Origin of the sequence: Marinobacterium litorale DSM 23545, assembly GCF_000428985.1 — a bacterium.
GTDB lineage: Bacteria > Pseudomonadota > Gammaproteobacteria > Pseudomonadales > Balneatricaceae > Marinobacterium_D > Marinobacterium_D litorale.
This window is the reverse complement of record NZ_AUAZ01000005.1, coordinates 131294-154395: the sequence shown is the minus strand read 5'-3', so window position 1 is coordinate 154395 and position 23102 is coordinate 131294. Positions and strand designations below refer to the sequence as shown.

The following is a 23102-nucleotide window of genomic DNA, read 5'->3' as shown; positions in this document are numbered from 1 at the left end:
CCATGAATAAACTGAAAACCCTGATCGCGGCCGGTCTGATTGCCGTGTCTGTTCCGGCACTGGCCCACACCGATATGATGAGCTCTCAGCCGATGGATGGCGCGATGATGATGGAGCCGGTGAAAAACCTGGAGCTGAACTTCGGTATGGATGTCCGTCTCGTCAAGCTGCGTTTGATCGACTCTACCGACAAGCCGGTGAGTATCGGTTTTTCACCGATGCTTGAGCCTACCAGAGGTTTCAGCATCCCGCTGCCTGCATTGAAACCGGATAACTACCGGGTTGACTGGACCGCAATGGGTGGTGATGGCCACAAGATGACCGGCTCGTTTCAGTTTATGCAGCACTGATATAGCACGGGATTAGTCTTGTGTGAAAAGGCTGGCTCTTTGAGCTGGCCTTTTTTATTAGCGGCCAGAAAAATGAAATATTTCACAAATGTCATTTTTAAGACAGTCGTTGGTAAGGTGGAAAGGATTAATATTTTAATCGAGAAGGGGATGGAAATAATCTACTGAGGTTAATGTATATGAACCGTATTAAAAACGTCGTTGTATTATCAGCTGCTATTTTCTCAAGCTCACTTACCTACGCGGGATCCGATCAGAGCGCGCTTGATACTCACTACATGATGAATGGAGGCAAAGGTCCGCAAGGACGGATGATGCAGGGTGCTGAGCACAACAGTTCAGGAATCAGTTCGCGCACTTTGAAATCACAGGTGAATGCTCAAGAACCGGCAACTCACTACATGATGGGTAACGGGCGCGGGCCTCAGGGGTATTTAATGGCCGGTGTTTCTCACAATGGAGGCGCCGCCGGTAATACTGGAAAAATAAATGGGCCTGAGGGGAAACATTACATGATGCTTGTTGATGATGGTCCTCATGGATATTGGATGGCAGGTAATTCACATAGCTAGATAATTATTTGACTTCAGCTATCTTCGTATCGGACTATATTGAATAACGCATTTTGGGTGGCTTTTTAGTCACCCTTTTTTTACGCTAAAGTAATAAATATTGACTGATTGAGGAGTTCGACATGGGTTTTGACTGGATGCAACATGGGTGGGGCTGGATGCTGTTTGGCGGTATTCATATGCTGTTTTTCTGGCTATTGATCATCCTGGCTATCGCAGCCTTGGTGAAATGGCTCTCGGGTGGTGGGAGCAAGGACACGGACCCGACACGCGATGCGCTGGATGTATTGAACGAGCGCTATGCCCGCGGTGAGATTGATCGGGAAACCTACCGGGAGATGAAGGATGAGTTGCAGCGGAAGTAGTCGATACGCGCGGATTACAGAGTTGTAATCCACTCGTCAGCGTCCTGTTGGTGATCGGTGGGCATAATAAAGATGGATATCGGGGCTGGCCCGATCCGCGAATGTCTGTCCAATACAGGAAATCGACAATGAACAAGAAAGCGCTGATTACTGCCCTCCTGTTTTCGTTTACCGCCCCTGTGGCCCTGGCCGATAGCGGGCACCTTTCTCATCACTCCGGTAACCAACAAGCTAACGGGCAGACCGCAGCCATGCCTGGGCCGATGGCCGGCCATATCAATCAGATGAGTGAGTTGGTGGAGCGAATGGCAACGACTCAAGAAGCGGATGCGCGCACCGAGTTACTGCAGCAGCACTCACAGATGGTGGAGCAGATGCGCGGCATGATGGGTGGCGGTGCCGGTATGATGTCCGGTGGCATGATGCAGGGCGGCTCGATGATGGGACAGGGCTTCAACATGCAGGGGATGATGGGCGAGCAGTGTCCGCTTCACGAGAGCATGATGGAAACTATCAATCAGATGGACAAGCGGATGGATCTGATGCAGCAGATGATTGATCGTTTAGCGGCTGAAAAGAATAGCTGATAGAGACGATTCTCTATAACTGTGACCCTGTACCCGGCTATTGCTTCCAGGATGCTCCATAACATATCGACTGGGATCGGTTAATTTCCGCAATACGGGGCTCTGGAAAGGTAAGGAAAAATTCTGAATGAAACTCAGTCGCCGTCGTTTTCTAGGGCTATCTGCCGCCGGCCTGCTGGCCGGCCCAACACTTTACCGCCCTGTATTGGCAGATGGGACTCGGCGGCTCAAGCTGGTGCTCGGGAATGAGCAGCGACAATGGTTTGCCCCGACGGGCGAGCCAGTTGCACTCTGGGGTTTTGATCGGGATGTACTGCGTCTCCGCCAGGGTGAGCCGGTGGAGATTGAGGTGGAAAATCGTTTACCGCAGCCATCCAGCGTGCACTGGCATGGCTTGCGGGTAGAGAATGCGATGGATGGTGTCACCGGGCTGACACAGGCCCCGATCGAGCCCGGTGAGCGTTTCTTCTATCGATTTACCCCTCAGGACGCGGGAACCTTCTGGGCGCACTCTCACCATCGCACCTATGAGCAGCTCGCCCGAGGTCTTTACCTGCCGCTGATCGTCGACGAGCCGGAACTATACCCGGTGGACCGGGATCTGGTGCTGGCGCTGGATGACTGGCGCCTCAACAATGAGCGTCAGCTCCATACCGAATCCTTCGGCGATATGCATGAATGGGCCCACGGCGGTCGAACCGGCAATCTGTTGACCGCCAACCGGCAGCTTAAGCCGGCGTTTGAGGTCCGTGCCGGTGAACGAGTGCGATTGCGCCTTGTTAATACGGCCAACGCGCGAATTATGCTGGTGGAGCTACCCTCGATACCGACCTGGATTATTGCCAAGGATGGGCAGCCCCTGGCTGAGCCTCAGCCCTTGTCAGAACCGCTGGTGCTGGCCCCGGCGGAGCGCTACGACGTCGTGGTCGATATACCGGTGCAGGCGTCTGGCAGCTATAAAATACGCGATGTGGGGCAGGACGAAGCAGCGGAACTGGCGTCGTTGCGAGTGGCGGGGCAGACCGAGCACCGCTGGTTTTCGGCCCCTGCCGCACTGCCGGCCAATCCGCTACCCGAGCTCGGTAGTGCCGAGCCGCAGCATCGGCTGCAGCTGGACATGACCGGCGGTGCCATGGGAACGCTGCGCAAAGCGGTCTACCAGGGCGAGACGCTGGGGGTGCAGGAGTTGATCCAAAAGCATCAGATCTGGGCTTTCAACGGTATAGCCAACATGCCGGAGCAGCCGATGCTGGATGTTAAGCGCGGCGATCTGGTTGAGATTGAAATCCTCAACAACACCCGCTGGCCCCATGGTATGCACCTGCATGGCCACCACTTTAAAGCCGATTTGGCGCGCTATCCGAAGGGGATCTGGCACGATACCCTGGCGATGGCCGGTGGCGAGCGCTCCACGATCCGTTTCCGGGCCGATAATCCGGGGAGCTGGTTGCTGCACTGCCATATGATTGAACATCAGGCGGCCGGAATGGTGACCTGGATCCGGGTGGCAACATGAGCGATGTGTCCCAGTTGGGTTTGATCGGCGCTTTTGTCGGTGGCCTGATCTCGTTCCTCTCGCCCTGTACCTTGCCACTGGTGCCGGGCTATCTCTCCTTTGTCGCCAGCGGTGCGCGAAAAGAGCAGGCGCATCACTGGCCTCATATGCTGTTGAGCCTGTTTTTTGTGCTCGGTTTTTCGATCATCTTCGTGTCGCTCGGCGCCAGTGCCAGTCTGTTAGGTAACCTGCTGACGGAATACCGCTACGAGGCGACTCTGGTGGGTGGCTCGCTGGTGATTGCGTTCGGCCTGTTCATGAGCGGGCTGTTGAAAATACGTTGGTTATACCGGGATTTCCGACTCCACCCGGCGTTGCGTTCCGGTAATCCGACCACGGCCTTTCTGCTGGGCGTCTCCTTTGCATTGGGCTGGACGCCCTGTATTGGCCCGATCCTGGGCGCGATCCTCGCAATGAGTTCAATCAGTGCTGACCCCCAGGCCGCTGTCCTGTTTTTGAGCGCTTATGCGCTGGGTCTGGCCATTCCGTTTCTGTTGGTGTCACTGTTTATGGAGCGCTTCAAACGCCGCTTGGCGGAGCTTGGACGGTTCAGTCGTTATCTGCATGTATCCGCCGGGGTCACCATGGTGTTGATGGGACTGGCGATGGTAACCGGTAAGCTGACGCTGTTTGCGGTCTGGATGCTGGATGTGTTTCCTGTATTGGGCCAAATGGGCTGAACAGGACTACATAAAGAGATAATTGAGGAGGTGTCTGTGGCTGATTCTTCGCACAGTCCCGGGTTCAGTCACGCTCCTCCAGGACATAACCCATGCCGCGCACGGTATGGATCAGCTTGCGGGGATAGGGGTCATCGACTTTGGCCCGCAGGCGTCGCACGGCAACCTCGATTACGTTGGTGTCGCTGTCAAAATTCATATCCCAGACTTGAGAGGCGATCAGGGAGCGGGGCAGTACTTCGCCCTCCCGGCGCATCATCAGTTCCAGTAGCGCGAACTCCTTGGCGGTCAGGTCGATCCGCTCGCCGGCTTTCAATACCCGGCGTTTGACCAGATCCAGTTCCAGGTCAGCAACCTGTAGCCGGGTTGGCTCCTGGCTGCTCCGGCCTCGTCTGAGCAGGCTGCGTATGCGAGCCAGCAGCTCAGAGAAGGCAAAGGGTTTGATCAGGTAATCATCGGCACCCAGCTCAAGCCCCCTGACCCGGTCGTCCACCTCATCGCGGGCGGTCAGAAACAGCACCGGCACTTCGTTACCCCGTTTGCGGATCGCCTGCAGTAGCTGCCAGCCATCGAGTTCAGGCAGCATGACGTCCAGTATGATCAGGTCATACGGCTGGTTCATGGCCAGATTAAGTCCATCCAGCCCGGTGCGGGCCAGATCGGCATTGAAACCGGCTTCGCCCAGTCCTTGCTGGAGATAATCCCCGGTTTTTACCTCATCCTCGACGATCAGCAGTTTCACGGCCCGGCCTCTGTTGTTGGTTCACGCCGCTGTTGGTAACACGTTGGTTTTAGCAGGGCAAGTGATCGGGCGCGTCAGTGGGGGAAAGAGAGTGTAAAACAGGTGCGATTATTTGCCGATTTAACAGAGATGTGGCCCCCATGTGCATTTACAATGGCACGAGTGATCGACAGGCCCAGGCCCGTTCCTTCGGTTTCGTTATGGCCGCGGGCCTGGTCACACCGATAAAAACGATCAAACAGATAGGTCAGGTCCTGCTCCGGGATAGTTTTGCCCTCGTTGCAGATGGTGAGTGTCAGAGCATCGATTCCCTGCTCTATATGAAGGTCGATCAGGCCGTCTTCCGGGGTATATCGGATTGCGTTGGAGAGCAGGTTGCTGATAGCACGGTCGATCATTAGACGATCACCGATCAGCTCGCCACTGCCCTGCATCTGCATCCGAACCTGCCGTTCGTCCGCCAGGGCCTCGTAAAAATCGAACAGTTTGACTATCTCGAGTTCCAGTGCAAAGTGCTCGCGAGAGGGGAGTTCAAGGCCGTGCTCGGCTTTTGCAAGAAACAACATGTCCGAAATCATCCGCGAGAGTTTTTCCAGCTCCTCCACATTGGAGGCGAGGATCTCCTGGTACTCCTGCGTTGAGCGGGCCCGCGACAGTGAAACTTGGGTCTGCGTCATCAGGTTGCTGATCGGCGTGCGCAGCTCGTGAGCGATATCGGATGAAAAGTGGGTTAATCGGGAGAAGGATTCTTCAAGCCGGTCAAACATCCGGTTCAGCTCCTGCGCCAAGGTGGCCAGCTCCGCCGGGATGGTTTCCACCGGTAGACGCTGATCCAGGCGCGTGGCGGTAACCGACTTGGCTTTTGCGCGCATCAGCCGCAACGGTGCTAACCCTTGCCGAGCAACCAGCCAGCCCAGAAGCGCACTGAACAGGGTAGCTGCAACCATCAGTCCACTCAGCTCTTTGGCAAACTGCTGCATGAATACGCGATGGCGTGTTGTCTCGATGGCAGCCGAGAGAATAAGGCGAGGTCGGCCGTCGCCCCCTGCAATCGCCATGGCGGCGCCGCGGTATCGGATGTCACCTTCGTTCCAGGCGGTGCGTTGTATCTGTCCCGGTTTGTTCAGCAGCTGTGTTTTGTTGAATGGAAATGCAATGGGGCCGGAGGCAAAGAGCTGGCCCCCGCTGGAGCTATCTATCTTGATAATAATGCTGTCATGGTCCACCACCGTATTCTCCATCACTTCATGGATCGACGGTGGGTTTTCGCCCGTTTTCAGGTTCTTAACCAGGTTTGCCGTTGTACGTATTTTGTCATCAAGCTCGGCAAAGTCCTGCGCCACGAAATGCTCTTCGATCGAGTGCTTGATCAAGAATCCAAGCGATGCAAAAACGGCAATCGAAACCAGCGCAAACAGCAGCGTCAGTCGGGTGGTCAGTGAAACTATGGGCATTCAGCTTCATCCATCAGGTACCCCATTCCGCGAATGGTGTGGATCAGTTTTATTTGGAAAGGATCGTCCACTTTACTGCGCAAGCGGCGAATTGCCACTTCGATGATATTGGTATCACTGTCGAAGTTCATGTCCCAGACCTGGGAGGCGATCAACGAGCGTGAGAGCACCTCGCCCCGGCGACGCATCAGAAACTCCAGCAGCGTATACTCCTTGGCGGTCAAATTGATACGCTGACTGCCACGGGTAACACGCCGGCGCAGCAGGTCGATCTCCAGGTCGGCCAGGTTCAGCGAGGTCGGTTCCGCACCCTGCATACCGCGCCTGAGTTGGGTTCGGATCCGCGCCAAAAGTTCTGAAAATGCGAATGGCTTGACCAGATAATCGTCCGCCCCCATCTCCAGGCCGCGTACACGGTCATCGACCTGATCGCGGGCCGTCAGAAAAATCACGGTTGTATGGCGGTTTTCCTGACGCAGTTTTTCCAGTATCTGCCAGCCGTTCAGCTCCGGCAGCATGACATCGAGCAGAATCAGGTCGTAGCTTTCGGTCATGGCCAGATGAAGTCCGTCGTAGCCGGTCGTGGCCAGGTCGGTGATGTAACCGGATTCGGTCAAACCCTGGCGCAGATAGACGCCTGTTTTCTCTTCGTCTTCGACAATCAGTATCCGCATCTATACACCCTCCTGTGATTCACAGTTTGCCAGCAAATCGGCGGGGCGGGCTTTTCTTACGAAAATGTAATGAGTGGGTAAGGTTCATGTTGGTGTTGCTGCACCATACTGGTTGATAGAAAAGGGTTTTCCGTCAGCGGAGACATAAGTCATGAACAAACAAGAGAACCACGCTGCTAGCCGTGAGTTACTGATCGAGGGTGCCGGCTGCGCCAGTTGCGTCGGTAAGATCGAAACGGCACTGCAGCAGGTGCCGGGTGTGGAGCGGGCGTCGATGAACTTCGCCCAGCGCACGGTGAGTGTCAGCGGCGAGGTATCGGACCAGGTATTGGTGGAAGCCGTGGAGGCCGCCGGGTATGGCGCTAAAGTCGCCAGCAGTGAGGACAGCGGTGATCTGATTAGTGAAAAGGAGAAAGCAGACGAAGCCTATTACAAGCGCCTGCTGCGGGAAATGTCGGTCGCGCTCGGGCTCGGTGTGCCGCTGATGCTATACAGCCTGGTGGTCGGTGAGATGACGGTAACGACGACGACCGAGCGGGTGGTCTGGCTTGTGGTCGGGCTGCTGACGCTGGGGGTGATGTTGTTTGCCGGTCGTCATTTTTACATCGGCGCTTGGAAGTCGTTCATCAACCACACTGCGAATATGGATACGCTGATCGCACTCGGGACCGGTACCGCTTGGCTCTACTCGATGGTGGTCGTGCTGGCGCCCGAGGCGGTGCCGTTGATGGCGCGTCATGTTTACTTCGAAGCGACGGCGATGATCATTGGCCTGATCAATCTGGGGCTGGCGCTTGAGATCCGGGCCCGTGGCCGCACCTCTGAGGCGATTAAGCGGTTAATCGGTCTGCAGGCGAAGACGGCCCGTGTTGAACGCGATGGCCAGGAAGTGGATATTCCGATCGAGGAGGTACTCGAGGGCGATCGGGTACGGGTGCGGCCGGGCGAGAAGATCCCGGTGGACGGGGTTGTCGTCGAGGGGCACTCCACGGTCGACGAGTCGATGTTGACCGGTGAGCCGATGCCGGTGGAGAAGGCTGAAGAGGATACCCTGGTCGGTGGCACCATCAACAAGTCCGGCTCGGTGCTCTTCCGTGCCACGCGAGTGGGCAAGGACACGGCACTGGCGCGGATTATTTCGATGGTCAAGCAGGCGCAGAACTCCAAGCCTCCGATCGGTCGTCTGGCGGATGTGATCTCGGCGTACTTCGTACCGGCGATCATGATCATCGCCGTGCTCAGCGCACTGGCATGGCTCAACGTTGGTCCCCAACCGGCTATCGCCTTTGCGATCGTGTCGGCCACGACCGTACTGATCATCGCCTGCCCCTGCGCGTTGGGGCTGGCGACACCGATGTCGGTGATGGTGGGTGTTGGTAAGGCAGCAGAAGCCGGTGTGCTGATCCGCAATGGCGAAGCGCTGCAGAGCGCCTCGAAGATCACGGCGATGATTCTCGACAAGACCGGCACCATTACCGAGGGCGCGCCCCAGGTGACCGATATCCTGGTCGTCGGTGAACGCAGTGAATCTGATGTTCTCGCGCTGGCCGCCTCGCTGGAGCAGGGGTCGGAACACCCGCTGGCGGTGTCGATCGTCGAGTCGGCGAAACAACAGGGGCTCGAGCTCGGCAAGGCGGAAGGCTTCAACGCGATCGCCGGGCACGGTGTCGAGGGAAGTGTTGATGGCCAGGCACTGCTGTTCGGTAACGAGAAGCTGATGCGCGATCGCGATGTGCCGATTGACGCTCAGATCGGTCAGGCACAGGCGATGGCCGCGAAGGCACAGACGCCGATGTACCTGGCCGTGGATGGCCAGTTGGCGGCGCTGATTGCGGTGTCCGACCCAATCAAGCAGGACTCGGTGGCCGCGATCAAGCGGCTGCAGAAAGACGGCATCCGCGTCGTGATGCTCACCGGTGATAACCGCGATACGGCGAAGGCCGTGGCCGAGCAGGTTGGTATCAAAGAGTTTTTCGCGGAGGTGCTGCCGGAGCAGAAATCGGTCAAGGTCGCCGAACTTCAGCAGCAGGGTGAAACCGTGGGCATGACCGGCGACGGCATCAACGATGCGCCGGCACTTGCGTTAGCTAATGTCGGGTTTGCCATCGGTACCGGCACCGACGTGGCGATCGAAAGCGCGGATGTCACGCTGATGCGCGGTTCGCTGCACGGCCTGGCTGATGCGATCGCCGTCAGCCGGGCGACGCTCAGAAACATCCGCCAGAACCTGTTTGGCGCCTTTATTTATAACGCCGCCGGCGTACCGGTGGCGGCCGGCTTGCTGTATCCGTTCTTCGGCATGCTACTGAGCCCGGTGATCGCCGGCGCCGCAATGGCGTTCTCGTCGCTAACGGTGGTGACCAACGCCAACCGTCTGCGCCTGTTCAAGCCGCAGGAACACTGATCGGGAGGAGTGCGTCATGATCATTATCAATTTGCTGGGGCTGCTCCTGATTGGCCTGATCGTCTGGTGGTTCTGGCTCTACAAGGGGCCGACAGCCAACCTAGAGTCTGGCGAAATCACCATCAACGTGGACGATGGCGTCTACGAACCGTCCCATATCCGCGTGCCGGCGGGACAGAGTACAAGGCTCAATTTTATCCGCAAGGACCCCTCGCCCTGTGCCAGTGTGGTGGTGTTTGAAGACTTTGACGTCAGCGAGGAACTGCCGCTGGACAAGCCCAAGATGGTGGAGTTGAAACCGATGCAGCCGGGGCGTTACCCGTTTACCTGCCAGATGCAGATGTATCGTGGTGAATTGATCGTCGAAGAGCAGAGTTGAAGGAGCGCGAGATGAAAACCAGGTTTCTATCGTTTTGCTGCACCCCCAAGGGGGTGCTCACGTTGGGCATCGTAGCGCTGGCGACGTTTTTTGTGCTGCGCAACTACAGCGACCAGATGGCCGGCTGGCTACCCTATCTGATTTTTCTGCTTTGCCCGCTGATGCACCTGTTTATGCACCGTTCCCATGGACGTCATGGCGGTGATAGCGGCAAGGACTCATCGTAGAAGCGTGTTCAATTTAATCGGTTAAGTAGTCTGGAGAGGATTATGAGCGACCTGGATCACAAGCCCGGTGTCAAAGAGAACAACCTGGTAACCCGTAACCTGAAGGTGGTAACCGGTAACGCCGATATGGCGAGTGTGGTGAATGCAATCGACGAGCTCTATGGAGTCGATAGCGTATCCTGGGAAGCTGACAAGGCGGTATTACGTTTTGCTTATGATGCGACTCACTGCCACCTTGATGTTATTGAAGCGCTGATACGTGAAAGAGGGGCCACCTTTGGTGACAGTTGGTGGAACCGGATGAAACGCAGCTACTACCGTTTCGTTGATCAGAATATGCGGGATAATGCGAGCCATGAGCCACACTGCTGCAATAAGATCCCACGTAAGTAAGTGGTTTTCGATACCCAAGTGGTGTGCTCACGCATGTCGGTTTGGCGTAGTATCAGCGTTCTGATTACCCATATAGTGTTACTCGGTGCCGAATGCCGTTGATCTAGTGAGGAGTGTGTAGTGAGCGAGTGGGAGTGGCTGACCGTTGTAACCCGGTGGTGGCTGTATATCGGGATGTCGGCGGCCATCGGCGGCATGGCTTCGTATTGGCTGGCGGCCCGTCTGCCTGAAATCCACCGTACTCTGCGTCGATATGCCTTGCTGGGGGTCATTATCGGGCTGACGGGAACCGGTATCCATTTTCTGGTTCGGGTCGGTGCATTTGCCGAGCAGGGACTGGCCAGCATGTTTGATCCGGTCATGCTTCAGATTCTCTGGCAGTCCCCGGTGGGGGATGCGCTGTGGGAGCGGGCGCTTGGCTTTGGACTCATATTCGTTGCTCTGTTGCCGGCACCGGTGCCAGGCCGGCATATTCTGGAGATAGCGCTCTCATTGCTGGGTAGCCTGTTGATTGGCCTTTCATTCAGTAGCGCGGGCCACGCCGTCACACTGGAAAGCTGGGCGGCCGTATTGCTGGTCGGTCATGTGATTGTGGCCGCCTGGTGGATGGGGTCACTGATACCCCTGTGGTTGGCCATGCGACGTCTGACCACCCATAAGGCGCGCATACTGATGGTGCGATTCGGTGAAATCGCGGTTGTGGCAGTTCTTATTCTGCTCGCAGCTGGGGGCATGCTGGTGTATCAGTTGACCGGTTGGCAGAATCTGCTCGGTACCGATTACGGTCTTTGGCTGCTGTTAAAATTGACGCTGGTCGGTGTGATTCTGGGGTTGGCGGCTTACCACAAGCTGAGGCTGGTACCCTCGTTAGCCGGTGAAAACTGCCGGGGGGATGATCTCAAACGCTCACTTTTCATGGAAAAAATGGTCGGTGGGGCTATCCTTGCCATCACCACGGTGCTGACGACGCTGGTTGGCCCCGTTCATTGATCGGAGTTAGCTTCTAAGTAGCTTTCCAGGAAGGCTCGGTAGCACGGTAACTGGGCCTTTGTTTCATACGCTTAAACCAGCGCTGAAGGTTGCCGTATCGATCCGGAATCGGTGCACCATAGGCTTCGGCCAGGCCAAAACGTGCCGTGAGTGCACATTCCGGAAAGCTGTATTCTGTCGCGAAGTAGTCTGACTGTCCCAATTGAGCCGCCAGGTAATCCAGTGCCTCTTCAAAGGCCAGTTCGCCGGCTTTGATACGGTCCATATCCCATGCGTCCCGGGGTCGGTCCCGCTTTTCGAAAATAATCTCGCGCAGAGCCGGTCCGACCACTGTGTCGCTGTAGCTGTTTAGTAAGCGAGCCTGGATGCGGGCACCCGGTGTGGCAGGTAACAGGGCGTTGCCTGTCTCGGCGAGATACTCAAGGATGACGTTAGACTCGTAGATTACGTCGCCGCCATCGGTTACGAGCACCGGTACAGTCTTCTTGGGTGTCAGGGCCTGCCAGTGCGAGCGGTGCTCAAGATCCTGGGAGTCGATCAACTCGGCAGCGTAACCGCTTTCATGCAACGCCAGGCGAACTTTCCAGCAAAACGGGCATTCGGGCTTATCATACAGAATCATACCGTTCCCCCCTGTTCAGAGCCGTGAAGCACGTCGTTCTCTGAGTTCATCGATGACAAACTCGATTCGGTCCTGTCCCCAGAAAATCTGATCGCCGATCACAAAAGTGGGGACACCGATGACGCCGATATCGGCCGCTTCCTGTGCATTGTCAGCCATCTGTTCAAGCAGCTCCGGGGCGCTCATTGCGTGCTCCAGCGCGTGTCGCGAGAGGCCGATGCGTTCCCCCACCTCAAGCAATACCTCAGGGTCACCGATATCCAGGCCCTCGGCCCATTCGGCGCGCATCACTTCAATGATGTAGGGTCGCAGGAGCCCTTCGCGCTCTGCTAACAGTGAGCCTGCCCCGGCAGCGGTGGCATCTGTTGTTACGGGGGGAGGGTTAACGGGAATACCCATCTTGCGGGCAAAGCGCGCCATATCCTGGCGGGCCAGCGGCATCTTGGTTTTGGCTCTGTCAGGAGGGGAGCGCAGGTCCCAGCCACCAACCGGGCGCCAGAGTAGACGGGTGTTGTAATCGTCTAGAATGGGCCAGAGCTTTTTGCTGGCCAGGTAGCAGTACGGGCTGCGGAAATTGAAAAACAGCTTTACTTCGACAGGGGCATTCATGATCTGCTCGCTTTCACTTGTATGAGGGCTGCGGCGATGCAGCCGATATCCACAGGCTAATTGCTAACCTTATTTGTGATAAGGGTGTAAATTGTAAAAAGATATGTGATTTGAATTCACAAAAGGTGGCATGTGGACAAGTGGACTGAAATGCAGGGGTTTGTGGAGTCGGTCCGGCGCGGGAGTTTCTCTGCGGCCGGACGGCAGCTGGATCTGTCACCATCGGCGATCAGCAAATTATTGTCGCGGCTGGAGTCCCGTCTGGGGGTTCGTCTGTTAAACCGTACCACCCGGACATTGAGCCTGACTGAAGCGGGGCACGCCTACTTCCAGCGCTGTGTGGATATCCTCGATGAGATCGAAGATGCGGAAGACGCGTTGACCGGGTTCGGCCGCGAACCTGCAGGCACCCTGCGTATCAACAGCACACCCGGGTTTGCTAAGCATCAGTTGTTACCGCGGATGCCTGCCTTTCAGGCGCTCTATCCCAAGGTCACGTTGGAGTATCAGTTAACCGGGCAGGCTGTGGACCTGATCGGTGAAGGTGTCGATGTCGCCATTCGGCTCGGTGTGCTGAGAGATACCAGCCTGGTCGCCCGAAAGCTTGGCAGCAGTCGCCGGGTGATCTGTGCCAGTCCGGAATATCTGGCGAAATGGGGCGCGCCTGAAACTCCTCATCAACTCCTGGAGCATGACTGTCTGCGCTTATCCACCAACGATGCATTTAACCAGTGGCAGTTTGAAAGTAAAAACGGAACGGAGAAGGTCGATGTGAAGGGACGTTTTGTGACCGATAACGTTGATGCCCTGCACCAGTACGCATTGCTGGGTGGCGGTATTGTGCGTCTATCGGTTTTCATGGTCGGTGACGACCTGCAGCGGGGGCGATTGGTGCCCCTGTTGACGGACTATCGGGTGGAGGATCAACAGATTCATGCGGTGTATCCCCATCGAAAGCATTTACCGGCCAAAGTCAGGGTATTGCTCGACTTTCTTGCCGAACAGTTTTCAGAACCCGCTCATTGGAGCTGAATATCCCCACTTTTTAAGCTTCATTTAATACCCCATCTCGCATACTGGCCTCCATAGCCTGAAAGGAGGTCTGATATGCAAACCACGTTAGAAAAACAGCCGGACCCTGTCGTAGCCGAGACCAGCACGGTCCGCGTCTGGGATCCGCTCGTCCGCATTTTCCACTGGTCATTGGTGGCGTTTTTCACCATCGCCTATGTCAGTGCCGAAGAGATTCAGTTTCTGCATGAATGGTCCGGTTATGCCATCGCGGCATTGGTGGGCTTTCGTGTTATCTGGGGTGTGATCGGCACCCGTCACGCCCGGTTTATCGATTTTATCTACCGGCCATCAACGGTCATTGAATATCTCAAGAGTCTGTTCAGTGGTCGGGCCAAGCACTACCGGGGTCATAACCCGGCGGGCGGTGCCATGGTGATCGCTTTGTTGTCGGTACTCGCGCTGCTGACACTGTCCGGCATGTCTCTGGCGGCCGGTGAGGGCAGCGGGCCATTGGTTGGTACCTGGTTCGCCACCTTGCCGGAGGGGTTTATCGAAGAGCTCCACGAAGTTCTGGCCAACCTGATGATCTTCTTGATTGTCGGTCATGTGGCCGGTGTGCTGGTGAGCAGCCTGTTGCACCGTGAAAACCTGGTCCGCGCCATGATTACCGGGCGCAAACCCGTCAAAGAGGGGGAGTAACCATGAGACGAACAATCCCTGTCTTGCTGCTGAGCTCTCTGATGGTTGCGCCGGTCTGGGCACAGAGTCCGGCGGTGATCGACCAGTTGCTTAATGAGTATCAAAGCGCTGGTGCATCGGCTCCAAACGCTTCCGCCGGGGAGGCGCTGTATAACCGAGAGCAGTCCGGGCGCAGTTGTACCAGCTGTCATACACCGGATCCCAGAGCGGCCGGCAAGCATCAACGCACTGGCAAGAGGATTGAGCCGCTGGCGCCTTCGGCCAATCCGGAACGCCTGACAGATGAGCGTCAGATTGAAAAGTGGTTTTACCGCAACTGTAAATGGACGCTGGGCCGGGAATGTACCGCGCAGGAGAAAAGCGATTTTTTAACATGGCTGAGAGATCAGTAAGGAGCGAATCATGAACAGATGGCTGGATAAACTACGTTGGGGCGTGGGTGTGACAACCCTGGGCGGTGCCCTGACACTGGGGGGCTTCGGTATTGTCGGTATCGCCAATGGCAGTGGCTGGAGTGAACGTGAGGAACATGAGTCCGAAGAGTACGAGTATGAGCGTGAAGAAAAGGGTTTTTGGGGCAGTTCGAAAACCGGCCGCTCTCCTGATCCCCTCTACGCAGAAGAGTGCGGTGCCTGTCACCTGGCCTATCCGGCGCACCTGCTTCCGGCGCGAAGCTGGGATAAACTGATGGCGGGGCTGGATGATCACTTCGGGGATAATGCCGAGTTGATGCCGGATATGGCGCAGAAGATTACTGCCTATCTGGTGGCCAATGCGGCGGATGTGAATCCGGGCCCGCGCTCTACAAAGTTCATACGCGGTCTGGGCCAGGATGAGGCGCCTCTGCGTATTACTGAAACCGACTATTTCAAGCGAAAGCATGATGAGGTTCCCGAGCGACTGGTGGCTGGTAACCCGGACGTGGGAAGCTTCAGCCAGTGTCAGGCCTGCCATGGTAAAGACGCACAGCGAGGCGTGTTCGATGAAGATACCGTTGATATTCCCGGCCATGGTCGTTGGGATGACTAGCCTTCTCCCGGTCGCGGCCGCGGCCGGTGATCGAATTGATCAGGATGAGGCGCGCGAGCTGGTGCAGCGCGGTGAGATGCTTCCGCTGACCGAGTTGCTGGAGCGTCACGCCGACAGGACAGCAGGCCATCTTCTGGACGTGGATCTGGAGCGGGAGCATGGCAGGTTGGTCTATGAAATCGAGGTGCTGGGGAGCGATGGCCGGGTCCGTGAGTTTGAGTTGGATGCCCGTGATGGTCGCCTGCTCAAGGAGGAGTTGGAGGACTGACGGTGCACCTTTTACTGGTAGAAGATGATCAAACGCTGATTGCGGAGCTTAAACCCGCGCTGCAACGGTCCGGATACGCGGTGGAGGTCGCGATCGATGGCGTGGATGGCGAGTTTATTGGCCGGGAGGAGCGCTTCGGTGTGGTCATTCTGGATCTTGGACTTCCCAAGCGCTCCGGGTTAGAGGTTCTTAAGAACTGGCGTGCAGCGGGTCTGGATGTTCCGGTGCTGGTATTGACTGCGCGCGATGCCTGGCATGAACGGGTTGATGGCCTTAAAGCCGGAGCGGATGATTACCTGGGCAAACCCTTTCATACCGAGGAGCTGCTGGCCCGGCTCGAAGCGCTGGTGCGACGGCATCATGGACATGCAGCGCCCACCCTGGAAGTGGCGGGGCTGAAGCTCAATACTGATCGGCAGCAGGTGTGTCAGGGCGAGGGAGAATGGCAGCCGCTGACCGGTATTGAATTTCGCCTGCTGCGCTACCTGATGTTGAACGCCGGGAAGGTTCTGTCAAAGACCGAGCTGAGCGAACAGGTGTACGAAGAGGAGCAGCAGCGAGACAGCAACGTGATCGAAGTCTACATCAACCGCTTAAGACAGCGTTTTGGAAAAGCGTTGATAGAGACCCGTCGGGGTCAGGGCTATTGCCTCGTCAATACAATGGAGGAGGGGCAGTGACGGCGGTTCCCGGCTCTCAGGTTTCTTCGGGCAGCTTGGAGCAGCGGATCAGGCACCGGCTGCTGATGGTGCTGCTGGTTGTCTTCGGTGGTCTCGCGGTACTGCTCGATCTGGCTATCGAAAACCTGACCGGTGATTTTGTGCAGTCCCGGTTGCAGATCGATGCGGAAAGTCTGATCGCTGCACTGGAGCAGACCGGGCCGGATGGGCAGTGGCAGGTGGATGAGCAACACCTTCCCGGCGCTTATCAGCGCCCCCGCTCGGGCTACTACTATCAGCTCAGCTATAACGGCGCAGACCTATCCGGTGAGATCCGCTCGCGCTCCTTATGGGATTTGGAGGTCAATACGCGTCAGCTGGATCCGGGAGTCACGCAAACCCAGGTGATGAGCGCGATAGAAGGGCAGCGCTGGTTGGTTCGACAGCTGGGGTTTGTCCGGCGAGATACAGCGTTCTCGCTGTGGATTGCCCAGGATGTGGCGCCACTGGATTCAGCTCGCCGTCGTTTCGAGTTGTACCTGCTGGGTATCGTGTTGGTCACGATTGCTGTGCTGCTGTTCTGGCAGCGTCTGATTCTGCACCGCGGATTCGCTGCGCTCGAACCCTTGCGAGCCGCCCTGCGTGACCAGGCGCTGGGAGGCGAGTCTGAGCTTCCCAGCCGTGTGCCCCAGGAGGTTCAGCCGCTGGTGGATGCGATTCAAATGCGGTTGCAACGCTCGGGTGAGCAGACCAAGCGTTCACGAACGGCACTGGGCAACCTGGCCCATGAGCTTAAACGTCCCCTGCAGCAGCTGCGCTGGCTTGCCGGCAAGTGTCCGGATGCCGAAGGTCGTGTTGAGATGGAACAGATCTACGAGCAGTTATCCCAGCGCATTGAACGCGAGTTGAGACGGGCCCGCATCGCCGGTGCTCCCGCACCGGGTCAGCAGTTTGTGCCCACCGAAGAGGTACCTCATCTGGAGAAGCTGCTGGCGCTTTCAGCGCCGGGGAGCCTTCGTTTACACAAACAGCTTCCAGAGGGTGCGATGCCCTATGATCGCGACGATATGATCGAGTTGCTGGGTAACCTGCTGGATAACGCCTGGCGTTTTGCCCGTGAGCAGGTCTGGCTCAGTATCACCGCTGTGCCTGATGGTTGGCGCATCACAGTGGCCGATGATGGCCCAGGTGTGCCGGATCAGCTGCTATCGAGCCTGAGTCAGCGTGGGCTCAGGGTTGATGAATCTCAGGGCGATGGGCAGGGGCTGGGATTGTCGATCTGTCAGTCGGTGGTGGAAAGCTATGACGGGACGATTAATTTTGAGCACTCCAGGCATGGCGGGTTGGCTGTTGTGATCGATATGTCCGCATAAGTTAAAGGGTTAACGATTTGATCAAGCGCACTTTAATGTTTGATCAAATCGTTAATGCCTCTGTTTTAAAATCCTCTTAAATTCTGCGTCAATTTGCTTTTATTTGTTTTAACTATATGATTTAAAACGATTTATTTCACGTTTCAAAGAACTGGTACGTGCCTTGCTCTAACTTGATCGAGTGCCGTTTCAACCCAGTTCATAACTATAAAAATGAAGCGTGAAATATGTTGCCTTCGAATAAGTACCCAACCGGTAGCAGTACGGCTTCGGTCGTCGCTGCACGTTGTCTGATTGCCGGGCTGATTCCTCTGGTATTAGCCGGCTGCGAAGCACCCCTTAACCTCAGCGGTGTGGAGCAGGAGCAGAGCAAGTCCCTGCGCCGTACCGATCAACTTCAGGCGTTAGTCGCCAACGATCAGGTCCAGGTGGCTGTGGGTAACAACGGCCTGGTGCTGACCCGTCCACTGGGTGAGCAGGCCTGGCAGCGCCAGATTCTGCCCGGTGAGCCGGGTCTGATCGATCTGGATGCCTGTGCCGATAACACCCTGATTGCCCTGAGCTTCGAGAAGCAGCTCTGGCGCAGTGACGATAACGGCACCTCCTGGCAGGCGTTTGACCTCAACACCCCCGAGAACATGCTCGACCTGACCTGTGCCCCCGATGGCACCTACTGGGCCGTGGGCAGTTTCTCCACCTTCCTCTCCAGCACCGATCAAGGCGAGAGCTGGAACGAAGTCTCCCTCAACGAAGACGCCATGCTCACCAGCATCCAGTTTCTCAACGAGCAGCTGGGCTACGCCGCCGGTGAGTTCGGCACCCTGACCCGGACCACCGATGGCGGTGACAACTGGGAGGTGCTGGCACCCATGCGTGATGAGTTCTACCCCCAGACCACCCTGTTCACCGATGCCGACACCGGCTGGTCCGTGGGCCTGGATGGCACCGTGCTGCACACCACCGATGGCGGTGACAGCTGGAGCCTGAGCCCGACCCCGGTGGCCGCGCCCCTGTATGGCCTGTTCGAGACCCGGGGCGATCTCTACGCCCTGGGTGAGAACGCCACCGTGCTCAAGCGCAGCGGCGACCAGTGGACCCCGGTCCCGGTCAAAGCGCGTCCGGTCTACCTGCGGGCAGGCCTGGCCACCGAGCAGGGCGCACTGGTGGCCGGGGGCAACGGCACCCTGCTGAGTCTTGCGCTCTAAGCCATCCCGTTCTGGGCTGAACCAACCAACTTCGGATACCGGTCATGGATAAACGATCTGCCAAGGCCCACAAGGCCACACACTGGCTGCACAGCTTCGAGCAGCGTGTGTTCGACTCCCCCAAACTGATCCTCGGGCTGATCCTGATGGCGACGCTGTTCTTCGCCGCCCAGGTCCCCAACCTGAAGGTCTACTCCGACTTCGCCGACCTGTTGCCGCAGTCGCACCCCTATATCCAGCTCCATAACGAGATCAAGGAGTCGTTCGGTGGTGCCAACGTGATCATCGTCGGGGTCGAGTTCACCGAGCACGACATCTTCGATAACGAAGCGCTGGCGCGGATCCACCGCATCACCCAGGCGGTGGACTCCCTGCCGGGGGTCAACCACAACCTGGTGGCCAGTGTGACCCACCGCAACTCGCGCAAGGTCTGGCTCACCCCCGAAGGTAACGTTAACTCCGAGTCCTACTACAACCCGGAGCGCACCGACCTGAGCACCGAACAGCTGGATCAGCTGCGCAAGGATGTGGTGGCCGATGCCCGTGTCTACGGCCCGCTGGTCAGCCCCGATATGCACATGGCGCTGGTGAAAGCCCAGCTGATTGAAGGCCAGCTCGACTACGCGGCGACCTTCGAGAAGATCCAGCAGATGCGCGAGGCCGAAGCCGCCCCGGGCGTCAAAATCCACGTCACCGGCCAGCCGGTGCTGGTGGGCTGGGCCTATCAGTACCTGGATCAGATCCTGGAGATCTTCCTGTTCACCGCCCTGATCATGGTCTCCCTGCTGATCTTCTACTTCCGCAAAGCCTACGGCATTCTGATCCCGCTGGCCGGGGTGATCGTCTCCTCCATCTGGGGTGTGGGCATCATCTCCCTGTTCGGTTACAACCTGGATCCGCTGAGCCTGGTGATTCCGTTTTTGATCTCGGCCCGGGCCATGTCCCACGGCATCCAGCTGGTGGAGCGCTACTATCAGGAACTGGCCACCCATGAAGACCACCACCTGTCCGCCCGGCTCACCTTCGAGAGCCTGTTCCGGCCCGGCTCGCTGGGCGTGGTCTCCGATGCCATCGGCCTGCTGCTGATCGCCATCGGCTCCATCCCGCTCAACACCAAGATGGCCCACTACGCCTCCATCTGGGCCCTGTCGATCATCCTCACCGTGCTGCTGGCCGTGCCGCTGCTGCTCTCGGTGCTGCCCAAGCCCAAGTCCACCACCATCAAGCACAACCTGTTCCGCAACGTGGGTTACGCCTGTGCCAACCTGATCAGCGGTGAACGCGCGGCCCGCCGAGCCCTGCTGACCGCGCTGGTGCTGTTGATCGGCGGTGGCTACTTCGCCTCCCACGTGGTGATCGGTGAGTCCGAACCCGGTTCCCCCATCCTCTATCAGGACCATGACTACAACATCTCCTCCAAGGCCGTGAACGACGCTTTCCCGGGCTCCGAAGAGATGTACATCGTGGCCGAGACCGACGAGAAGGGCGGTATCAAGCGTCCGGAAGTGCTCAAGGCGCTGGCGGATCTGGAACGCCATATGCTGATGGACCCGGATGTGGGCGGTGCCAAGGGCGCGCCGGACCTGGTCAAGCAGGTCAACCGTCTGCTGCACAACACCGATCCGCGCTGGATGCAGATCCCCGATGACAAGCTCTATGTGGGTGGCCTGATGTACACCTACATGATGTCCAACCCGATCCCGGGGGCGCTGAACGAGTTTATCGATACCGACGAACGTGTGGCCAACCTGGTGTTCTACTACAAGGACCACAAGGGCGAGACCATCCGTCGCGCCATCCACACCGCCAAGCAGTGGATCGCCGAGAACGAAGGCAAGGTCGACGGCCTGACCATCCGTCTGGCCGGCGGCACCATCGGTGTGATTGCCTCCCAGAATGAAGCGGCCTTCGAGACCAACCTCTGGGTACTGCCGCTGGTGTTCCTGCTGATCTTCATCTTCGTGACCCTGTTCTACTCCTCGCTGATGGCCGGCGCCATGATGTTCGGTGCGATGCTGTTCGCCACCACGCTGACCTACGCCTACATGGGGCTGGTCGCCATGGGGATCAACTCCAACACCGTGCCGATCATCGCCGTGGGCGTGGGGGTCGGTATCGACTACTCGATCTACATGATGGACCGCATCCGCGCCGAGATGGTGAGCTCCGGCAACCTGGCTGAAGCCGTACGCCGGGCGATCCGCACCACCGGCCTGGCGGTGAGCTTCACCGCCATCACCCTGATCGCCGGCATCGTCATGTGGGTGCTGCTCTCCGACCTGCGCTTCCAGGCAGATGCAGCGCTCTTGCTGATCGTGATGGTGGTGCTCAACGGCGCAGCGGCCATGCTGCTGGTGCCGAGCTGGGTACTGGTGTTCAAACCCAAGTTTATCTGCAACGCCTACGTCGATGAGGACGGTGTGATCCACGCCGATGCTCCCGACGGCGCAGAGGCCGAGTCCGCCGGGAAGGGCGGGGCGGCACAGGCGGCCACGGAACCAACTTCCCAAGCATCGTTAGTCATGACAACCAAGGCATAACAAGAGGCCAAGCATTATGTCGAAAACAATAACAACGGCATTTACCCCCCTGGCTGTCGCGGTCGCTACCGCGCTGGCCGCCGGCACCCCGGTCACCCCTGTCTCGGCCGCCGAGACCAACTGGGCGGGTTTTGTAGAGAACGCCACCTACCACCGCAAGGATGTGGGTCTGTCCAAGTTCCGTAACACCGCACAGGCGGAGTTCGAGACCCGGTTCGAGACCGACAGCCTGCGCTCGCTGACCCTCAACGGGACCCTGCGCGGGACCTATGACGGGGTCTACGATATGAACGATGACGAGTTCGGCAAGGATGCCCGCTACGACTACCTGGGCCAGGACTGGCACGACCCGGATCTCTCCTCGCCGACGATCCTGACCTCAGGGGTTCCTTTCCCCTGCGAAAACGACCCGACCCTGTGTAATAACCTGGACGGGTATATGGATCAGGACGAGAACGACGCCAAGTATCCGGAGTTCAACGATCAGCTCGACTTTATCCGTGAGCTCTACCTGACCGGTGACAAGAAACTCGCCAACGGCGATATCGTCTCCTTCCGTCTGGGTAAACAGCAGGTGGTCTGGGGCAAGACCGACCTGTTCCGGGTTCTGGATGTGATGAACCCGGTGGACTACTCCCGCCACAATATCTATGACGAGCTGGAGGATATCCGTATCCCGCAGTGGATGCTGAAGCTGGACTGGCGCATGGGTGCCAACCAGGTGTTCGATGACTCCAACCTCTCACTGGTCTGGAACTTCGACAAGTTCCGTCCCAATAACCTGGGAACCTGTGGTCAGTCCTACCGCATCGTTGATGCGGGTTGTTTCTTCAGCTCAAGTCTGAACGAGTCCTACCTGGATCTGGTCACCGACAGCATGGGTATGGGCACCAATGTCTATAGCGCCAATGTGCCGATTATCCATGATGTGGAAGAGCCGGAGTGGAGTCTGGCCAATACCCAGCTGGGTCTGAAGTGGGAAGGGGTTTACGGTGATGCCACCTTCTCCCTGAACGCCTTGACCTACCGTCAGCAGATGCCGTCACTGCACTTCCGTCCGATCGCACCGGGTGCGCCGGCTCCGGCACCGGATGGTGTGTTCGATATCAAGTTCCCGCGGGTGAACCTGCTCGGCGGTGCCGTCGACTACTACTCCATGAACATGGATGCGGTCTGGCGTGTGGAGCTGGCCTACTCCGAGGGTGAAGAGCAGCCCCGTGACCTGAACGGTCACAAAGAGACCGACATGCTGCGCTATGTCATCGGCTTCGATAAGAACCTGGTGATCCCGCAGCTGGGTACGCGCAGTGCGTTCCTGATCTCCACCCAGCTGTTCGGCGAGCACATCCTGGACCACGAAGCGGATATGCCCAACGACGAAGACAACTGGATTGCCACCGCGCTGTTCAAGGGCTTCTACATGAACAACCGTCTGAGCCCGCAGGTCATTGTGGCGCATGACTTTGCCGCTGCGGCCACCGTCGTTGCGCCGAGTATCTCGTTCACACCGGATAACCACTGGATGTTCAACCTGGGGCTGAATATCAAGGATGGCGGTGATGAGACCTTCCCCTGGTCGGTGGCCCAGGGGCAGAGCGTGTATGAACCGCTGGCCCGCTTTACCAACGGCCCGATCGGTGTGGCCAACGCCGAAGACGAGATCCAGCTGACCGTACGTTACAGCTTCTAAGACTCGATTTATAAAAAGAATC

At 57.7% G+C, this 23102-nt stretch carries 26 protein-coding genes; 21 read left to right on the top strand and 5 right to left on the bottom strand.

All coding sequences use genetic code 11. The features are described 5' to 3' along the window. Positions 1 to 2 precede the first annotated feature (2 nt). From G403_RS0106265 to G403_RS0106240, 6 genes are all read left to right on the top strand, one after another. Positions 3 to 350 (top strand): copper resistance CopC family protein, encoded by a 348-nt coding sequence (locus G403_RS0106265; protein ID WP_027853238.1) that lies wholly within the window; start codon positions 3 to 5, stop codon positions 348 to 350. 179 nt (positions 351 to 529) lie between these two features. Continuing rightward, on the top strand, positions 530 to 922 hold the full coding sequence (locus G403_RS0106260; protein WP_156899649.1) for a hypothetical protein: 393 nt from the start codon (positions 530 to 532) through the stop codon (positions 920 to 922). 122 nt (positions 923 to 1044) lie between these two features. Continuing rightward, entirely contained in the window at positions 1045 to 1287 is a 243-nt protein-coding gene (locus G403_RS0106255) for an SHOCT domain-containing protein (protein ID WP_027853236.1), read from the top strand. A 128-nt stretch (positions 1288 to 1415) separates the two neighbouring features. Next, complete coding sequence (locus tag G403_RS24395) at positions 1416 to 1874, top strand: hypothetical protein (RefSeq protein ID WP_027853235.1); 459 nt, start codon at positions 1416 to 1418, stop codon at positions 1872 to 1874. 127 nt (positions 1875 to 2001) lie between these two features. After that, complete coding sequence (locus tag G403_RS0106245; RefSeq protein WP_027853234.1) at positions 2002 to 3390, top strand: multicopper oxidase family protein; 1389 nt, start codon at positions 2002 to 2004, stop codon at positions 3388 to 3390. Next, positions 3387 to 4109 carry a cytochrome c biogenesis CcdA family protein gene (locus G403_RS0106240; protein WP_027853233.1) on the top strand — a complete coding sequence of 241 codons (723 nt, stop codon included), beginning with the start codon at positions 3387 to 3389 and terminating at the stop codon, positions 4107 to 4109. The genes G403_RS0106245 and G403_RS0106240 overlap by 4 nt, the downstream gene beginning before the upstream one ends. Positions 4110 to 4173: 64 nt before the next feature. Here G403_RS0106240 and G403_RS0106235 read toward each other — a convergent pair whose 3' ends face one another. The 3 genes from G403_RS0106235 to G403_RS0106225 form a co-directional block, all read right to left on the bottom strand. Continuing rightward, complete coding sequence (locus G403_RS0106235) at positions 4174 to 4851, bottom strand: heavy metal response regulator transcription factor (protein WP_027853232.1); 678 nt, start codon at positions 4849 to 4851, stop codon at positions 4174 to 4176. 74 nt (positions 4852 to 4925) lie between these two features. Further along, positions 4926 to 6305, bottom strand: a complete 1380-nt coding sequence (locus G403_RS0106230) for a heavy metal sensor histidine kinase (protein WP_027853231.1) — start codon at positions 6303 to 6305, stop codon at positions 4926 to 4928. After that, a complete protein-coding gene (locus G403_RS0106225) occupies positions 6296 to 6979 on the bottom strand; it encodes a heavy metal response regulator transcription factor (RefSeq protein ID WP_027853230.1) in 684 nt (227 codons plus the stop codon). Before G403_RS0106225 ends, G403_RS0106230 begins: the two co-directional genes overlap by 10 nt. Before the next feature lie 151 nt (positions 6980 to 7130). Here G403_RS0106225 and G403_RS0106220 point away from each other — a divergent pair, with 151 nt between their 5' ends. From G403_RS0106220 to G403_RS0106200, 5 genes are all read left to right on the top strand, one after another. Beyond that, on the top strand, positions 7131 to 9383 hold the full coding sequence (locus G403_RS0106220; protein ID WP_027853229.1) for a heavy metal translocating P-type ATPase: 2253 nt from the start codon (positions 7131 to 7133) through the stop codon (positions 9381 to 9383). A gap of 16 nt (positions 9384 to 9399) precedes the next feature. Then, entirely contained in the window at positions 9400 to 9762 is a 363-nt protein-coding gene (locus G403_RS0106215; RefSeq protein WP_027853228.1) for a cupredoxin domain-containing protein, read from the top strand. Positions 9763 to 9773: 11 nt separating this feature from the next. After that, the gene (locus G403_RS22395; protein ID WP_036232774.1) at positions 9774 to 9989 is read left to right on the top strand and encodes a DUF2933 domain-containing protein; all 216 of its coding nucleotides are present in this window, start codon (positions 9774 to 9776) and stop codon (positions 9987 to 9989) included. Between the two features lie 42 nt (positions 9990 to 10031). Further along, positions 10032 to 10382 (top strand): hypothetical protein, encoded by a 351-nt coding sequence (locus G403_RS0106205; RefSeq protein WP_027853227.1) that lies wholly within the window; start codon positions 10032 to 10034, stop codon positions 10380 to 10382. Between the two features lie 120 nt (positions 10383 to 10502). After that, positions 10503 to 11372, top strand: a complete 870-nt coding sequence (locus G403_RS0106200; RefSeq protein ID WP_027853226.1) for a copper resistance D family protein — start codon at positions 10503 to 10505, stop codon at positions 11370 to 11372. A gap of 13 nt (positions 11373 to 11385) precedes the next feature. Here G403_RS0106200 and G403_RS24390 read toward each other — a convergent pair whose 3' ends face one another. Together G403_RS24390 and G403_RS0106190 are read right to left on the bottom strand one after the other, a co-directional pair. Further along, entirely contained in the window at positions 11386 to 11994 is a 609-nt protein-coding gene (locus tag G403_RS24390; protein WP_027853225.1) for a glutathione S-transferase family protein, read from the bottom strand. Positions 11995 to 12009: 15 nt separating this feature from the next. Further along, positions 12010 to 12603, bottom strand: coding sequence for a 2-hydroxychromene-2-carboxylate isomerase (locus G403_RS0106190; protein WP_027853224.1), 594 nt, complete (start codon positions 12601 to 12603; stop codon positions 12010 to 12012). Between the two features lie 132 nt (positions 12604 to 12735). On the opposite strand from G403_RS0106190, the gene G403_RS0106185 reads away from it, so the two are divergent. The 10 genes from G403_RS0106185 to G403_RS0106140 all read left to right on the top strand — a co-directional run bounded on the left by G403_RS0106185 (position 12736) and on the right by G403_RS0106140 (position 23080). Then, positions 12736 to 13635 (top strand): LysR family transcriptional regulator, encoded by a 900-nt coding sequence (locus G403_RS0106185; protein ID WP_027853223.1) that lies wholly within the window; start codon positions 12736 to 12738, stop codon positions 13633 to 13635. Positions 13636 to 13710: 75 nt separating this feature from the next. Next, positions 13711 to 14316: a cytochrome b/b6 domain-containing protein gene (locus G403_RS0106180; RefSeq protein ID WP_027853222.1), complete on the top strand. Its 606-nt coding sequence runs from the start codon at positions 13711 to 13713 to the stop codon at positions 14314 to 14316. Positions 14317 to 14318: 2 nt separating this feature from the next. Then, positions 14319 to 14708, top strand: a complete 390-nt coding sequence (locus G403_RS0106175; RefSeq protein WP_027853221.1) for a DUF1924 domain-containing protein — start codon at positions 14319 to 14321, stop codon at positions 14706 to 14708. Positions 14709 to 14718: 10 nt separating this feature from the next. Further along, a complete protein-coding gene (locus G403_RS0106170; RefSeq protein WP_051298616.1) occupies positions 14719 to 15345 on the top strand; it encodes a diheme cytochrome c in 627 nt (208 codons plus the stop codon). Further along, complete coding sequence (locus G403_RS0106165) at positions 15338 to 15613, top strand: PepSY domain-containing protein (protein ID WP_036232770.1); 276 nt, start codon at positions 15338 to 15340, stop codon at positions 15611 to 15613. The genes G403_RS0106170 and G403_RS0106165 overlap by 8 nt, the downstream gene beginning before the upstream one ends. 2 nt (positions 15614 to 15615) lie before the next feature. After that, complete coding sequence (locus G403_RS0106160; protein ID WP_027853218.1) at positions 15616 to 16293, top strand: response regulator transcription factor; 678 nt, start codon at positions 15616 to 15618, stop codon at positions 16291 to 16293. Further along, positions 16290 to 17645, top strand: coding sequence for a sensor histidine kinase (locus tag G403_RS0106155; RefSeq protein ID WP_027853217.1), 1356 nt, complete (start codon positions 16290 to 16292; stop codon positions 17643 to 17645). Before G403_RS0106160 ends, G403_RS0106155 begins: the two co-directional genes overlap by 4 nt. Positions 17646 to 17872: 227 nt before the next feature. Further along, a complete protein-coding gene (locus G403_RS0106150; RefSeq protein WP_051298614.1) occupies positions 17873 to 18850 on the top strand; it encodes a WD40/YVTN/BNR-like repeat-containing protein in 978 nt (325 codons plus the stop codon). A 44-nt stretch (positions 18851 to 18894) separates the two neighbouring features. Continuing rightward, positions 18895 to 21390, top strand: coding sequence for an efflux RND transporter permease subunit (locus G403_RS0106145; protein ID WP_027853215.1), 2496 nt, complete (start codon positions 18895 to 18897; stop codon positions 21388 to 21390). A gap of 16 nt (positions 21391 to 21406) precedes the next feature. Beyond that, positions 21407 to 23080, top strand: a complete 1674-nt coding sequence (locus G403_RS0106140; protein ID WP_027853214.1) for a DUF1302 family protein — start codon at positions 21407 to 21409, stop codon at positions 23078 to 23080. Positions 23081 to 23102 lie beyond the last annotated feature (22 nt).